Genomic DNA, 15,534 nt, shown 5'->3' with positions numbered 1-15,534 from the left:
TGCCATGAGTGGTTAGTACCTCATTCTAGCACAAGGGCAGTAAAGGCTGCGTATTAGCTCAGAAGCACGTTGGTGAGTAGGAGGGCATTGGGGGAGGAATCCTCTCCTGGGGGGGTGAAGGAGAGAAGGAGAAGCGATGGTTGACCAGGTAGGTCATTGGTGTAATGCAAGGTGCCATGAAAATCTCCGTTGGATTGAAGGGTGAGCGCATCAGCATTGAGTACTGCCAGACGTGTTAGTGTGTGGTCGAAGAGGCGCGCGGAGGGAATAAGCTTACTCTGTGAAGTGGTGAGCTTACCATTGATGACCATCGGTGAGGAGATGGGGGCGTTGAGTGAGGACTGATCCAGGTTAAGTCCTGGCGAGGCGGCGGTGGTCACGAACCAGATTCCGTTCTGATCAGACTGTATGAGGCGCTGGAGTGTGACATCTAATCCTAGCGTACTCTCATCGAGTGTGAGCGTAACATGTGCTGTGGTATCAGATTGGTCGCGTACTACAATGTGCGTTGAAGCTGTGGGCCAATGCAAGAGTTGCTGAGCCATGGTGGATACGGTGGTAAGTGGGTCTGACCAGGGAAGCTGAGTTCCATCATTTGCCTGCTGTTGTAGCTGCTCTCCTTCGGCGCGGCTGAGCACTGGATAGACTGATGGGAAGGGGATTTGCACAAAGCCATTATTGAGCCAGCGATATTCATGATAGAGCATCTGTTGCCAGGGCTGCATTAAGATCCTGATGTTCTCTGTGAGGGTTGGGTCGAGCTCTCCAATGGAAAGGGTATGCGCGCTGGTAATACTGGCTGTTCCCTGCAAGAGATCGTGTTGTTGAAAGAGAGGGGTCAGCGTTGGGGTGAGTCTTTGGATGGTTTCCTGCATACTACAGCCATAGAGATAAACATCAAGCGAGTGGCGAGAGTTTGTCTGATTTTCCACCTGGACAAATGCGAGTGGTTGATTGGCATCTAAACTCGGATTTAGTTGCACACTGGGAATATTTTGCTGTCCTGGGGGAAGCGCAATGATCGAAGGATAATCTGCTTCGCGCAAGAGAGTTGGACAGTCAACGGGCATCGCTGCCGAAGGCTGAAATGTGCGTAAAAGAAAATACCCCAATAAGGCGCAGAGGGCTAGCAGTGAAATTACTACTGTAAGTGGGTTAGGGCCATATGATCTCATTATCAACCACCTCCCACCTTTTCAAGTACCTATTTCTATTCTACTGACAGCTTCAAGAGATCGGCATCATTATTCTGGAACCGCGTCTCCATGAGTAGAAGTATCAAGCAATAGGGAGATGTGGCTGCTCTTTTTGTTGCTAATGCCCGTAAATGTATAATTGTTTTCGCGAAGTAACTATTCAGGTTGTGGAAGAATTGTGGCGCGCGCAAAAAATTACTGGATCATGTAGTGATTGCCAGGCGTATACCACATGAGGCCCTCTTACTACCGCCTACGGTAGCAAAGGGCCTCATGTGAGGTGAAGATAAGTCCTTTACAGAATGTAAATAGACGATTGTGAGAATAAAGTTCGGTCTTGCTTAGCCAATCATATGATTGAACTGCATGATAAAGAGCACCATCGCGACAAGGATGAACAGCATGCCAACGAGAATAGAGATCAGTGCTGTCGTGCGACCACGTGATGAAATGGCCTTGATTTCAGATGACTGTTGCTCGGCGGGTGAGCCCTGAAACGCAGGGTTCTGCTGCTGTTGTGCAAAGCCTGGGAACGAATATGGTCCACCACTTTGGGGTGCGTTGGGCACTTGAAATGATGGATTGGATGGCGGATAGTTTTGTATGCCAGGCTGAGATGCTCCATAGCCAGAGCCCGGCTGCATGCTGGGGAACGATGACTGCGAAGGCGGATAATTGCTACCAGGTGTGTAGGTGCCACCGCGCTGCTGCATCATCCCAGGACCGGGATTCATGTTGGTTTGTGCGTCGACCATGCTGGTCGCGTCAAACGCGTTTTGTTGATTATAGGCATTGTCTGATCCACGCAACAGAATGGGTTGAGGGCCACCGGGCTGAGATGCATGCGTGCCGGGTTGAGGCCTACCTGCCTGGGCGTGAGGCGTGAAAAACGATTGTGACTCAACTGTCTGATCGTTCGCACCATTGATGTCAGGGTTCTGCGCGGACTGCCCGCTCTCGACGACTGCGCCGCAGCGCGGACAACGTGTAGTTCCAGGGGCCATTTGCAGACCACATTGACCACAGAAAACCATGAATTCTCCTTTCAGACCTTGCTTCGATAGTCTGAGTACGCAAGGCTGCTTGTATGCTAGTATACCCTATGGTCGGCCCGCTGGGAACGGGCATATACTTCATTTCTATAACGTTTCATAAGCACGAAACGCCACGTTTGCGGGCTGTACAAAAATAGAGGCTTTAGTTTTTTTCACTCTTTTTGTAAGAACGTTTGGTATACCTAAAATGTTTCTCGCATAAGAAATTATTGGTACTGGAACTCTATGCTATGCTTCTCAATCCAGAATTTTTGCCATGGTGTAGGCATCGACAAATTCTCCGTTGACGTAGTAAGCATCTTTTAAGATGCCTTCTCGTAGAAAACCTCGTTTGGAATAGAGGGTAATGCCAGCGGTATTTGGAGTCATGACGTCAAGCGTCAAACGATGGAGATGCTGGGAGCGAGCCCAGTTTTCCGCGCCAATAAAAAGTTGTGTGCCTATGCCCTTCCCAGTATAGGATGCGAGAATGCCAATGAAGATTGTGGCGCTATGGGCCATGCGCCTTGGTCCACCGCGAGTTGCACCAAGGCAACCTATCAAGCGTTGATTATGTTCGGCAACCAAGAGTACTGCTTGTGTTGGGTCTTCCTGTAAATGGGTAAAGTTGGCCCGAAAATCTTCTACCGTCGAGGTGCGCTCTCCAGGCTCAAGCATCATAAAGGTCGTTTCCTGATCGATTTGGCGCGCGAAATTTAGGTAAGGTTCCGCGTCATCTGGAACAACTGTGCGGATGCGAATGGTTTGATCTTCCGCTGAGAGCTTCTGGCGGGAGCGCACGAAATCCTGTATCATCTGGGCTTTGGTATGACGTCGGAGGATATGATATGCCTCAATCTCATATTCTAGTGTGAAGACAGGTAGATGCATCTCTTCAAGGGGGACGATGTGTTTGTCTTCATCGAGAGGAGTGATTGCCTCCCATTCTCCTGACTCGCCTCTTTTCTGCAATTCGCCCATAATCTCCACTTCAATCCCATCAATGATGAGCTTGCCTTTGTACGAGCGAGTAAACTCTCGTTCATGTAGTGCTACCGAGTGCGTGCTGTACGCTGAAAAGAGTTGTTCAATAGCATATACGCCTGCCAGGTCGCTCTGGATATCTATATCGCGAGGGAAAATTGGTATTCCTTGTAGGGCGAAGCCTGTGCTACCAGTAATGACCCAATGGATGCCGCTGCTTGTCAGGCGTTCGTAGATCTGGCGTAGCACCCTCATGTGCTGAGGCGAGAGCATAAGATGGCGAGTCCTTTCCTGTTGCTTCTGAGCGATGAATGTGGCAAGCCTCTTCTATCGCTCATGAAGGGCTTGCCTGGACGGTTCACGAGACTTTATTCATTTGACTACTGGAGAACTTGAGCGAGCCATCGGCTTGTTTGGTGACGACATAATAACCGTTATAGGTGTTTGTCTGGTTATCGGTAGTGGTGGCTTGCATGGTAATGGTCACCTTGACGCCGTTGGGATCTGACGAGGGGTCGCTCGAAGTAATCGTATCATGATCGGTTGTCGCAAATCCATCCTTAAATTCCTGGAAGGTCTGAGTTGGATTGGCGAAGAGGGCATATGCCTTCTCATACTGCTTGGAATTAATATAGTCATAATAGGTCTGCACCAGATTTGTTGCTTCATAGTTCGTAACATTCGGTGTAGGAGTCGTTTGTGGCGTGTCCGTTGGTTGCGCGGTCGCGGTCTCTTCGGGAGTGGTGGTCTCCTCAGGCGTAGTGGTCTCCTCGGGCTGATTTGTGGGCGTAGCCGTAGCATCGGCCTGTGTCGTCGCGGTCGCGGTCTGGTTGGCGCTTGAGGATGGGAAAAATTTGTCCGGACCGACCGCGACGACGCTAATGGTTAGCAGAACAACGACGAGTGTCACAATGATAAGTGAGACGAGCAGAGCATTGTTACGCCTGGGGGGAGGTGTGGTGGGTGGTTGCCCCTGGTAGCCGGGATATGAGGTGCCGGAGGGTGGTACATTATAGTAATTGTTATAGCCTCCTTGTTGCTGAAAGCCCGTTCCTGTGCCATAGGGCGCTTGAGGGGTGTTGATGGGGTTGTACGGATTAGAGGTATGTGGTACCTGGGGCGGGTATGTGCCTGTCTGGTGGCCCTGGTTCAGGCGTGTCGATGTATGGCCATTATCATATACTCCCTGGTTGGTATTATACTGTTGTGTACGCTCAGAGTGCCCACTAGGATAGTCGTCCACTGGCCTTTGCGGCAGGGCATGCATTGAGGCTTGCGTCTCAGCGTTTGCATCGCTAACATCGACCTGCTGGGATGCCGTGGACGTCTCGGCAGGCGTTCCACAACGAGGGCACTGAACCGATCCAGGCGGTATCAGCAAGCCACATTGACCACAAAATACCATAAGGCGTATCGTTTCCTTTCTCCCACCGGGGTTACGGTCTTATGCGAAAACCAGCGTTGCTGCCGCTACTAACTGTCGTTGAGGCAGCCTTGGTATGTATATCAATTAAGAACATGCTCAGGTTTTCTAATAAGGAGTATGTCTACTATATGTACGTGAGACAAAATCTTACAGTTTAAAATATGGATATGCTTGGACTGACGATAGAGCAATCATGCAATGATCGTCTCGGTGGTTTTGAAGTGTAGCTTTGCGACCCTGCGTAAAGCATCCTTGCCCCTGTGTGCGACCAGCTCGCGCCCTACTGTGACGATCTGAGGATTTGAGGCCCCCTTTGGGAGTTCGAGATCCAGAGAGCGCGATAGTTCCTTGAGATGGCGAACGAAGGCTGCGCGTGCCAGAATGGAGGCCGCAGCTACCGCTATATCATCTTCAGCACGCGGTCTCTGCTCAAGTGTAATCGAGCACCCTGCTTTCGTCAAGGCATGCAGGAGTAAATGCTCCGCACCAAACTGGTCGATAATTGCTAACTGCGCCGGGACAGCGGATTGGAGCAGGGCGATATTCTCCGCGTGTACGCGCGCGAGCAGGAGATTAAGGTTCGAGGTTGCCTCATAGAGCCGATTATATTGTTCTGGTTGTAAAGAACGAATGACGATTTGCTTGTGGCAGATGCGTTGGATCTCGCGTGCCATTTCTTCGATAGCGCTATCTGTCAGGCGTTTACTATCACGTACACCAAGGGCTTGAAGTTGCAGTTCTGTCTCTGCGTTGACATAGGCAGCCGCGACAACCAACGGGCCATAATAATCTCCTTTGCCTGATTCATCGCCACCGATGCGTGCTTTGCCTGTGATTGAGAGGCTCCCACTGGCTGTTGGTTGCGAGGCGACGTGTGGTGGGGATGGAGGACTATCAGATGCTGCCCAGGTTTTGAGTGCGTTTTGTAGCGTGTTGGTTTGTCCCTGGATGTTGACTTTGCCAGTCGTATACAGAGTGATAGGAACGGCGAGGCGACCATTACTAACAACATACTGGCGTCCGCTCTGGACAGTTTTCTCATCACTGATAGTCCACCCCTGTGCGGAGACATAGGCACGTAGTGACGTTGTGAGCTCTTCTAGCCTGGACGTAGGCATCCTGGATTCCCTTTGCATGTTTTAGGTTTTCGACGAAAATCAGCACCGCCTCGATGGCGGCTAGCGCTCCTCACTTATGTTTTCGATAGAAGTAAAAACTCAATTTGGATGCTCTTATTTTAGCAGGTCTATGCTTAGGGGGAAATCGAATAGGAGCAATCGCTGTTATGGTCCTGTTTTGCCGATAAATGTATCTGTGTACCCATTGTGCCTGGGAGGAGCATTCGGGTGTGATTCTCTAACTTGTCAAAAGCATAGAGGCGTGCTATTCTCGCACATATGGTCTAATGTCTTAGCGAAACCCCAAGCCCCTCGATGGTGGCTAGCGCTGACCCCTATGCGGGGCATCGTGCGCTCAGATTTTCGCATAAGGAGAAATGGACCTTTTCGGAGCTGCTAGTTTATTTGGGAGCGAGAGTTATGGTGCAGGAGGATGAGGGGGGCGTTCCTCAACGAGGGGCGCTTCTCCGTAGAGCGCATGAGTTGCTTGAGCAAGTAGGCCAACCAGTTGCAGAAGAGCGTTTGATCGAGCATCTTTTTGGCGTGACCGGAGGGGGACGCGAGAATGGCTTCTGGACGATCCTGCTACGTCAGGCGTTACGAAGTTCTCCTCTCTTTGAGCTGCATGTGGTAGGGGAGGAAGATGAGATCGGACGCGAGCAGCAGTGGGCCTTGACTGCCTGGAAAAGCACTCAAATACCGCTCGAAGCAGTTGACTTTGTGGTGATAGATACCGAGACAACAGGTCTGCGTCCTGGTCCTGATCGTGTCATCGAGGTTGCGGCTGTCCGAGTGCGCAATGGAATGGTAATTGATACATTTCAAAGCCTGGTGCATCCCGAGCGGCGTGTTCCACCTTTCATTGTGCGCTTTACGGGTATCACTCCTGATATGCTTGCCGATGCACCCAAGGCACGTGAGATTATGCCTGCGTTTATGCGCTTTATAGATGGCGCTGTTTTGGTTGGGCATAACCTGAGCTTTGATCTGAACTTTCTCTCACATGAGGCCCAATTGCTAGGCTTGCCATTTCCTATAGATGGCTTGGATACTATTCTCCTGGCGCGTCGCCTCCTACCTGGCCTGAAGCGTTTCAAGCTTGATATGGTCGCCCAATACTTGAAGATCACGACCCATGATCGACACCGGGCCTTTGGCGATGCCCAGGTAACAGCGGAGGTCTTTCTACATTTGCTTGAGCGAGCGCGTGCTCAAGGGATGCTTTCACTGGGTCATATACGTCTGCGTCAGCAATTGCCTGTAGCCTGGACCGGTGATATCACGCAAATGGATGCGAAGAGTGTTCGGCGAGGGCGCGCCGATGGTAAGCTCTCGGGAGCGACGATCCGCCCCACAGGTAGCCTGCTGCTTAATCCCGTCTGGCGACGTGACTTTCCTGCTAAACCTGGTGTGTATCTGATGAAAGATGAGCATCAGCAGGTGATCTATGTTGGGAAAGCCAAGGTCCTGAAAGAGCGGCTGGCATCCTATTATAATCAGCCTCTTGGCTATACGCGCAAGATGGATGGTCTGCTCCAGAATGTACGCGAGATTGAGACACGTGTGCTGGGCTCAGAATTAGAAGCCCTGCTGGTGGAGTCGCGCCTGATCAAAGAGTTACAGCCCATGTATAATGTCCAGTTGCGCAATTATGAGTTGTACCCTTTTATTAAGATTGACATTCAGCATGCCTTCCCGCGTGTCTATGCCACGCGTGAGATCGCGGCGGATGGCGCGCGCTACTTTGGGCCCTTCCGTAGTCGGCGCGTCGTCGACGCGACGATTGAACTGATCCAGAAGATCTTTCCTGTGCGTACCTGTACACGCGGCTTACCACCCTCCGCGAAGGCGTCCGATCCTTGTCTGCGCTACCATCTCGGACGCTGTTCCGCGCCCTGTCGTGGCGATGCAGACGAGGCGGAGTATCGTACCGTTATTGAGCAGGTGTGTGCCTTCCTTGGTGGTGAGCGCGAAGACCTCTTCGAGCGTATGAGGCGGCAAATGTTTGAGGCGGCCCAACAGCTCAACTTCGAGCGCGCTGCCTGGTTGCGTGATGCGTTGCATAGCGCCGATGAAGTGCTTATTGGTCAACAACTTATCACGGGAGCTGTTGAGGCGAATAACCTCTTTATTCTTTACCCCTCGTCTGAGGCGAAACATAACGAGATCTTTCTTGTGCGGCATGGTCGCCTGGTAGCGCAAAGACGAGTTCTACATGAAGAGGGGTCCACCAGAGAGGCTTTGCGTGAATTATTGGTGCTGGCGCAGAATATGGGGTCTCCACCTGCGATTGTTGGTCAGGCTGAGGTGGATCAGATCAATATTATCAGCCGTTGGATACATCACCATAGTAAGGATCGGGCCTTCTTTCCGTTCTCGACTGCTCTGGATCATCAGCAGGGAACGGAGGAATTGTTGTCCCTTATCTGGAGAGATATCAGCGTGGAGCCAGATGTCGCGGAACTATAAGTGTATGGCTACTAGCGGACGGCTTGAAGGTATGATATGCTCTACGGCGTTACCGCTTTCGCATAGGGCCTGAGTGCTGCGAAGAGACGGCGAGCGTCTGTGAATTGTTGCGTTTAGCGAATCCTTGGAGACTGGAACGAGCATGCTACTATCTGACAAGCGTATTTTAGAAGAGCTAGAGAACGGGAATCTTATTATCGAGCCATTTGATATTCGCCACCTGGGAACGAATTCCTATGACTGTCGCCTGGGCGAGTGGTATTTTCAGGGCGATGCCAACGTAGAGGCAATGCATCTGGATAACCCGGAGGAGATTCGTGGCTATTGGGGAATGGCACGGCAGGCGCGGGATGGTAAGATCGCTATTCGCCCTGGAACGACGATCCTGGCTCATACTCAGGAAGTTATCGGCGGTCATAATGGCTTTCTGGCGAAGATGTATTCACGCAGCACGGTCGCGCGTTCGGGCCTCTCTGTTTGTCGCTGTGCGGGGGTTGGTGATGTCGGCTATATCAGTCGCTGGACAATGGAGATTAGCAACCATACACAGACCACCATCTATGTGCCAGTTGGTTTCCGTATTTGCCAGCTTACCTTTGAATATGTTGGCGAGACGCTGAAGGAATATCATGGCAAATATGGCAAGCGTGCGGAGACGTGGCGCCCCGAAGATATGCTGCCTAAGCCGTACTATGACTGGGATTACGAGGTTTACCGGACCGATAAGGGAGGGAAGTAGCGGGTGAAGCGAGGTGTGCTAATATCGTTTGAAGGCCTGGATGGAGCCGGGAAGACGACGCAGATGAACCTGCTCGAAGCGTGGTTGCGAGAGCAAGGCGTGCGCTATCTACGCACACGGGAACCCGGTGGTTCTCCGCTGGGTGTAGAGATCCGGCGTCTCCTGCTCAACCGTCCTGATGTGCAAATCTCACCCCTTGCTGAGGCTCTCCTCTATCAGGCAGATCGAGCGCAACACTTCGCGAGTGTCGTCTTGCCAGCGCTTGAAGAGGGGATTGTCGTGGTGACGGATCGCTGCCTGGATTCCAGTATTGCTTATCAAGGCGTGGCGCGGGGAATCGGTGCGGCGCGCATTGAGGAGCTATCCCTCTTCGCGACCCAGGGGCATGTTCCTGATCTAACTATTCTTCTCGACCTGCCACCGGAGAAGGTGCGGCTACGTACTGATCTGGCCCAGGATCGCCACGAGCAGAGCCACTTCGACCGCGAATCTGAGGCCTTTCATCGCCGCCTGCGTGCGGCCTTTCTTGAACTGGCTGAGACGTATCCGCAGCGCATTCAGGTGCTTGATGCCTCGCGTTCGCTCGTGGAGATTCAGCATGATATTCAAATGCTGGTCGCGGACTTGCTCGCGCGCTGAGAAACCATCAAGCTCCAGTAAGCAGACCGTGTTGTTTGAGTAGATGCCGGGTCTCTTCATATAAGTTTGCGAGTTCTTTAAGCGCAGCGTTGAGGCTCTCTCCTTCTGGCGAGCGATGCGCGAAGATTGTGTTTACGCGTCTGACAAGATCTTTCGGGGCAAGAGCAAAGCTACTAGCAAGGGCTAACGCGCCTTTCTCATTCATCCAGTAGACCTTGTTGAGGGCGAAAAGAACTTGCAGCAGGCAGGCAACCGAGCGGAAACAACAGCCTTCAACATACGTAATATCGCCGCGCTTGGCGGGCTTGAGTGCTATCTGATACGCGAAATCGGCTTCCCAGAAGAAGCGCTGGACAATCCCTTCTTGCAGGGAGCGAGGATAGGGGATGGTAAGCGTCTTGAGACGCTGAATCTCTCCAGATGGATCGCTAAGAATGCGGCAAAGAGCGATCTCTGACATATACATTGCCGTACTAAAGCCGTGGGGATGGCCTGGTTGATAGGCAATATCGACACGTCCGGCCCACCCCTCGGCAATGGAGTGCTCTACCTCGCGCAGATCGCGGTAGAGAAAATCAACGTGCATTCCCTGAATGACCAGCCAACCTCCTCCGTTGATGCGTGGCCCCCAGCCTCCAAAGTCTGTTAGCACGTCCGTGCGATGCTCGTCATCGACGCGGGCTGCCACTTCGCGTAAGCGCTCCAGGTCGAGAGGGGACTGTGAGTCATAGTACAGTCCCAGATCGATATCGGATGTTTCGGTGGCAACTCCTCGGGCCCGTGAGCCACCAAGCACAATGCCTACCAGTCCGGGTATGTCGCAAAGCTCGTTGCGTAATAACGCGAGAATGTCATCGGCGTGCATTGCCTCTGCTCCTCTATTGGACTACAGCGCTTCCAGGCGACTCCGGCGGCGCTGGGCTTCAAAATAGTCGGGATCGATTTCCAGAGCGCGATTGACGGCGAGAAGCGCATCCTCTTTGTGCCCAAGGATACCTAGAACCCAAGCTTTGGCGTCCCAGGCGGCGGCGTAGGGTTCGCGCAGCGCGAGCGCATGCTCAAAATCTGCCAAAGCATCCTGATAGCGGGCAAGCATCGCGAGACAGGTTCCTCGCACGTACCAGGCTTCGGGATTCTCTGGCGCGAGTGCGACAGCCTTCTCGGCTGCGGCGAGTGCCTCTGTATAGCGAATGGTATTTGAGAGTTGCTGGCTATACTCTAGCCAGAACGTTGCCTGTTGTTCTTGTGATGACATGCTGAGAGACTCCTGTGGGTGGCTATGGATTGAGACGCTGCCATTCCGCGACGACAGCCTGATACGTTTCCCAGGTGTCAACATCATAGTTTGCACGCTTGGAGCCAACCTCTATAGCTGCAACATCATCACGATGACGGGCGATGACCATGCGCCCACCCTCGTCTCCACGTACCTCAAGCAATTCTGGATAGAGGTCGCGCGCAAAGAGGACTGGATTGCCGCGCTGCCCCTCATAAAGGGGCGCGATAATAGGTTTGCCTGTTGTCTGCCTGGTAGCGATAAGTGTATCGAGTATAGCATTGGAGAGCAAGGGCTGATCTCCCAGTATGACCAGTGCTGAATGGCTCTCAGGCGCACTATGCGGAAGTTCGCGTAGCGCTGCATGGAGCGATGTGCTCATTCCTTCGCGATACTGTTTGTTCTCTATAGAATGGACGCGGGGATTGGTCAGATATTGAGCAAGTACTGAGCGCATATTCTCAGCTTGATGTCCAAGCACGAGGAGGATTGGGCTTGCCTGAGATGCCAATACTGTGTCGAGTACGTGTGCGATGACGGGCCGATTTCCGAGCGGTAACAGGAGTTTATGCCGTCCCTCGCTCATACGACTGGAGGAGCCAGCGGCCAAAATAATCGCAGCAGTGGTTGCGGATGACATCGAAACCTCTTTCTAGCGCGTGCGCTGAGAGTGCTATTCTCTCTTGAGACTATACTACTACAAAGCACCGATCGTATGTACATATTCTCTCTAGTGGGAATATTGGGAATGTGCTTCTAGTGTTTCCATAGAGGAGGTCCTCAGTAAATTTGCCGTCTTCTTGGTAAAGACTGAGGGGGCTCTGGTTTAAACATTGGCGAGTTGATAGAGGTGCTATAATAGCGTTCGTATTCAGAATATAGGTTGGCAGGAATATAATTGAGGTGGCTGCCCTCCTCACTGTGCGCCCAAACGCTGTTTGCGCCTTAAGGATAGAGTGAGGATGTTTATGCTCGTAACTCACCAGGAGTAAGGAAAAATGCTAAATTCGTCCCATACAATATCAGAGGATGTGCACATGTTGGATGCTGAGACGCAAGCTAAATATGAGAGTTTGCAAAGCATTTTGCGTGACATGGAATCAGTGCTTATTGCCTACTCAGGAGGGGTGGATAGCGCACTTCTTCTCAAAGTGGCTCATGATGTGTTAGGTGATCGAGCATTGGGAGCCCTGGCTGCATCGGAAGCCTACGCACCAGAGGAAACTCAGGAAGCACTTGATGTTGCTAAACAAATGGGGCTGCCTCTGCTCACATTAGAGACGCATGAACTAGAGGACGAGCGCTATGCTGAGAACAGTTTCAATCGCTGCTACTTTTGCAAGACCGAACTGTTCACACAACTGGAGCCATTAGCCCGGGAGCATAAGCTACACTTTATAGCCTATGGCGTGAACAAAGACGACGATGGCGATTTCCGCCCAGGTCAGAAGGCCGCGCGCGAGTTTGGAGTACGTGGTCCTCTGAAAGAGGCCGAGATGGGCAAGAAGGAGATTCGCGCGGTTGCCAGGATGTTAGGATTGCCTGTCTGGGATAAGCCTGCAATGGCTTGCTTCTCCTCGCGTATCCCCTATGGGAGCCGTGTCGATGTGGCGTCTCTTCAGATGGTTTATAAAGCGGAGAAGTATCTGCGGGAACAGGGCTTCCGCCAGCTTCGGGTACGGCATCATGACAAGATCGCGCGTATCGAGGTTGAGCGTTCGGAGATTCCGCGCCTGGTAGAAGAGCAGATGAGCCGCAACGTGACCGATGCTTTGCGTAAGATTGGTTATGCCTATGTGACGGTTGATCTACTAGGCTATCGTACTGGCAGCTTGAATGAAAGCTTCTTCAAGAAGAAAAAGGCAATGAATGAAGGGTAGCCTCATCTGATAAAGTGTCGTTTTAGGTAAAGTCTTTATGGTGAGTCAATGAAGGCTGGCTGTATAGGTAATCAAGGATGAGGAGAGCTCTATGACCAGGATGGTTGGTTGTAGAGCTCTCCTCGCTCTGATATTTTTAGCGTATGGGAAGTTTTTCTGCTCAGAGAACGTATATATGTATGATTACTGGTAATGAGCAATCGTTTATATTGAATATAATGCGCACCATCGTTAAAATAGCAGAAGCATCTTTGGAATTTAGATTAAGAGGGAACATGTGGAAGGAGCTTTGGGATTTTAATAATGGCATAAGCAACTATGCGTGTGTGTGATTCGTATATATGAGTTAGAACTTTAAATTCTTATACAAGAGCATTCATGTTCATTGAGACTAACAAACGTTTGTTCGGTCATGGATTTATTGCACAAAGGATAGAGGTTAGAAGAGGAGAGGCGTCAACGAAGTATTTGCGTAAAGCGTTTGGAGGTTTTCCATGGTATTGCGACGAAACGCTGGCTCCTTTCAGCTTGGTCCAGAGCAAACAGATCGCGCCTGTGTGTTGATCCATAACATTGGTGGAAGTCCGCTTGAGATGTATGAACTGGGTGAGTATCTGGCGGAACAGAATATCCGTGTGCATGGTATCTTGCTGGCAGGCCATGATGGGGATGTTGACACATTGTCCATATGTGAGCGTGAGGAGTGGTTGGAAACAATCGCTCAAGAAATTGAGGTGCTCAAAGACCATCCCTACATCTTTTTAGCAGGATTCTCGCTTGGGGCAGTTATGGCGCTATTGACTGCGTTGGAATACGCGGATCGTATTACAGGTGTTATTGCGATGTCCACTCCACTACGCCTGGCGAGCGGAAAACATGGTCTTAGCAATTATTTTAGCAAATGGTTTACCCCGCTAGATTACCTGGAATTTGATGATCCAAATGTTCGTAGAGATGTAATAGATTGCGTGCGGATCTTCGATCCCAAGAGCATGAATGGGCTCAGCGAAGAGGAGATTCTTGGACTGGCGAGGCAGACCGCGCGCTTCCCACTCGCGACGTGGCGACAGATGACAGCTCTTGCGCGTGACTTAAGGGGAGGACTACGAAATTTAGTCACACCTCTGCTGATTATTCATGGGAGGCATGACGCCATCGCGCATCCTGAAAATGCTTTAGAGTTATATCAAAAAGCCATATATGCACCAAAATCACTTCACTGGCTTGAGCGCAGCGGGCATGTATTGATGGAAGGTCCCGAGAGCGAACAGCTTCACTTCCTTTGCGCCTCATTTATCAATGATACAGTTTTGCACGATCTTATGAGCGGGTAGGAAGTATGAAAGAGACGTGAGTGAGAATATGGCGTGGGCATGTTTGAGCCAGGTATGATATAATCTGGATACCTAAGTGTGTTTTGAACACCAAGTAGGCGAGCTCTACTGTGGTACTGACTCTTTGAATGAATGTGTTCATTATAGCCTGGTGAGCTCGCAAGCCAAGCAGGAAATCGTTATGCCAGAGCATGCTTCAAATTCTGTTGCGTCAACGAATACGCAGCGCCTTATCTATATGGATCATGCCGCCACAACCGCGCTAGATCCGCGTGTTCTTGAGGCCATGATGCCGCACCTGACCGAAGAGTATGGCAATGCTAGCAGCATCTACGCCCTGGGCCGCCAAGCCTTACAAGCTATTTCGCACTCACGCGAAGAGGTTGCTCAGATCCTCAATTGCCAGCCTGCCGAGATCGCCTTTGTGGGCTGTGGTTCCGAGAGTGATAACCTTGCGATAAAAGGGATGGCCTTCGCCTCGCAAAAGAAGGGCAACCATATTATAACCAGCTCAATTGAGCATCACGCTGTTCTTCATACCTGCAACTACCTGGAACGTTTTGGCTTTGAGACAACCTATCTGCCTGTCGATGAATACGCCCTTATCGACCCCGACGCAGTGGGGCGAGCCATTACTGACCGTACTGTGTTGGTCTCCATCATGTATGCTAACAACGAGGTCGGTACCATTGAGCCTATTGCCGAGATTGGGAAGATCTGTCGCGCGCGCAAGATTCCCTTCCATGTCGACGCGGTCCAGGCGGGTGGCGCCCTTCCTCTTGATATTGCTGAACTGAACGTCGACCTGCTCACGCTCTCGTCGCACAAGTTCTATGGCCCCAAAGGAATGGGCATTCTTTATGTCAGGCAGGGGAAACGTATTCTGCCTCAACTACAGGGAGGCTCACAGGAGCGCGGGAGACGCGCGGGAACTGAGAATGTCGCAGGGATCGTAGGGACCTCGACGGCCCTGCGCCTGGCTCAGGAAGAGCTTGAGGTTGTTACGCCTCGCCTGCGGCGACTGCGAGATCGCCTGATAGAAGGCATCCTGACTATTCCTCGTAGTCGCTTGACAGGCCATCCCACTCTGCGACTGGCGAACAACGCAAGCTTCTGCTTTGAGGGCGTGGAGGGTGAGTCCATTCTGATTCACCTGGATATGCTAGGTCTCGCCGCTTCAACTGGCTCAGCCTGTACCTCGGGTTCTGTCGATCCCTCACATGTGTTGGAAGCGATGGGTTTTGCGCCTGAATGGTCGCATGGAAGCCTGCGCCTGACGCTTGGCAAGAAAAATACAGAGGAAGAGGTTGAGCGGGTCATCTCCATTTTGCCAGGTGTGGTAGAGAAGGTGCGTACTCTGGGCTTATAGTACCAAATACCTGATCCAAAAAGGAAAACAGAGAGCAAGTTATGCATTATGGGCGTGGCTGGCTCTCTGT

General features: G+C 51.6%; 14 protein-coding genes. 6 read left to right on the top strand and 8 right to left on the bottom strand.

Annotation, left to right across the window (positions count from 1 at the left end; all coding sequences use genetic code 11):
• Positions 1-53: 53 nt before the first annotated feature.
• The 5 genes from K3T82_RS04000 to rnhC all read right to left on the bottom strand — a co-directional run bounded on the left by K3T82_RS04000 (position 54) and on the right by rnhC (position 5,758).
• A complete protein-coding gene (locus K3T82_RS04000) occupies positions 54-1,175 on the bottom strand; it encodes a hypothetical protein (protein ID WP_220192198.1) in 1,122 nt (373 codons plus the stop codon).
• Between the two features lie 362 nt (positions 1,176-1,537).
• The gene (locus tag K3T82_RS03995; RefSeq protein WP_220192197.1) at positions 1,538-2,230 is read right to left on the bottom strand and encodes a polyadenylate binding domain-containing protein; all 693 of its coding nucleotides are present in this window, start codon (positions 2,228-2,230) and stop codon (positions 1,538-1,540) included.
• Positions 2,231-2,488: 258 nt separating this feature from the next.
• Entirely contained in the window at positions 2,489-3,487 is a 999-nt protein-coding gene (locus K3T82_RS03990) for a GNAT family N-acetyltransferase (protein ID WP_220192196.1), read from the bottom strand.
• 85 nt (positions 3,488-3,572) lie between these two features.
• Positions 3,573-4,619, bottom strand: coding sequence for a zinc ribbon domain-containing protein (locus K3T82_RS03985; RefSeq protein ID WP_220192195.1), 1,047 nt, complete (start codon positions 4,617-4,619; stop codon positions 3,573-3,575).
• Between the two features lie 212 nt (positions 4,620-4,831).
• A complete protein-coding gene (gene rnhC, locus K3T82_RS03980) occupies positions 4,832-5,758 on the bottom strand; it encodes a ribonuclease HIII (protein ID WP_220192194.1) in 927 nt (308 codons plus the stop codon).
• A gap of 420 nt (positions 5,759-6,178) precedes the next feature.
• Between rnhC and K3T82_RS03975 the strand changes: the two genes are divergently transcribed.
• The 3 genes from K3T82_RS03975 (at position 6,179) to tmk (ending at position 9,605) form a co-directional block, all read left to right on the top strand.
• Complete coding sequence (locus tag K3T82_RS03975; RefSeq protein ID WP_220192193.1) at positions 6,179-8,227, top strand: exonuclease domain-containing protein; 2,049 nt, start codon at positions 6,179-6,181, stop codon at positions 8,225-8,227.
• Positions 8,228-8,369: 142 nt separating this feature from the next.
• A complete protein-coding gene (gene dcd, locus K3T82_RS03970; RefSeq protein ID WP_220192192.1) occupies positions 8,370-8,966 on the top strand; it encodes a dCTP deaminase in 597 nt (198 codons plus the stop codon).
• Between the two features lie 15 nt (positions 8,967-8,981).
• On the top strand, positions 8,982-9,605 hold the full coding sequence (gene tmk / locus K3T82_RS03965) for a dTMP kinase (RefSeq protein WP_220192191.1): 624 nt from the start codon (positions 8,982-8,984) through the stop codon (positions 9,603-9,605).
• Between the two features lie 7 nt (positions 9,606-9,612).
• On the opposite strand, the gene K3T82_RS03960 is transcribed toward tmk, so the two are convergent.
• From K3T82_RS03960 to K3T82_RS03950, 3 genes are read right to left on the bottom strand one after another with little or no spacing between them, the layout of a single operon-like run.
• Positions 9,613-10,470, bottom strand: a complete 858-nt coding sequence (locus tag K3T82_RS03960; RefSeq protein ID WP_220192190.1) for a nucleotidyltransferase domain-containing protein — start codon at positions 10,468-10,470, stop codon at positions 9,613-9,615.
• Between the two features lie 21 nt (positions 10,471-10,491).
• Positions 10,492-10,860 carry a tetratricopeptide repeat protein gene (locus tag K3T82_RS03955; RefSeq protein ID WP_220192189.1) on the bottom strand — a complete coding sequence of 123 codons (369 nt, stop codon included), beginning with the start codon at positions 10,858-10,860 and terminating at the stop codon, positions 10,492-10,494.
• A gap of 22 nt (positions 10,861-10,882) precedes the next feature.
• Positions 10,883-11,521 carry a nucleotidyltransferase family protein gene (locus tag K3T82_RS03950; RefSeq protein WP_220192188.1) on the bottom strand — a complete coding sequence of 213 codons (639 nt, stop codon included), beginning with the start codon at positions 11,519-11,521 and terminating at the stop codon, positions 10,883-10,885.
• A 397-nt stretch (positions 11,522-11,918) separates the two neighbouring features.
• On the opposite strand from K3T82_RS03950, the gene larE reads away from it, so the two are divergent.
• From larE to nifS, 3 genes are all read left to right on the top strand, one after another.
• Complete coding sequence (gene larE / locus K3T82_RS03945) at positions 11,919-12,761, top strand: ATP-dependent sacrificial sulfur transferase LarE (protein WP_236030996.1); 843 nt, start codon at positions 11,919-11,921, stop codon at positions 12,759-12,761.
• A gap of 494 nt (positions 12,762-13,255) precedes the next feature.
• The gene (locus K3T82_RS03940) at positions 13,256-14,095 is read left to right on the top strand and encodes an alpha/beta hydrolase (RefSeq protein WP_220192186.1); all 840 of its coding nucleotides are present in this window, start codon (positions 13,256-13,258) and stop codon (positions 14,093-14,095) included.
• A gap of 181 nt (positions 14,096-14,276) precedes the next feature.
• Positions 14,277-15,464, top strand: coding sequence for a cysteine desulfurase NifS (gene nifS / locus K3T82_RS03935; RefSeq protein ID WP_220192185.1), 1,188 nt, complete (start codon positions 14,277-14,279; stop codon positions 15,462-15,464).
• The last annotated feature ends 70 nt before the right edge of the window (positions 15,465-15,534 follow it).

This window comes from Ktedonospora formicarum (assembly GCF_016587355.1).
Lineage (GTDB): Bacteria > Chloroflexota > Ktedonobacteria > Ktedonobacterales > Ktedonobacteraceae > Ktedonobacter > Ktedonobacter formicarum.
The sequence above is the reverse complement of the archived record's forward strand: the minus strand, read 5'-3'. Positions and strand labels throughout refer to the sequence as shown.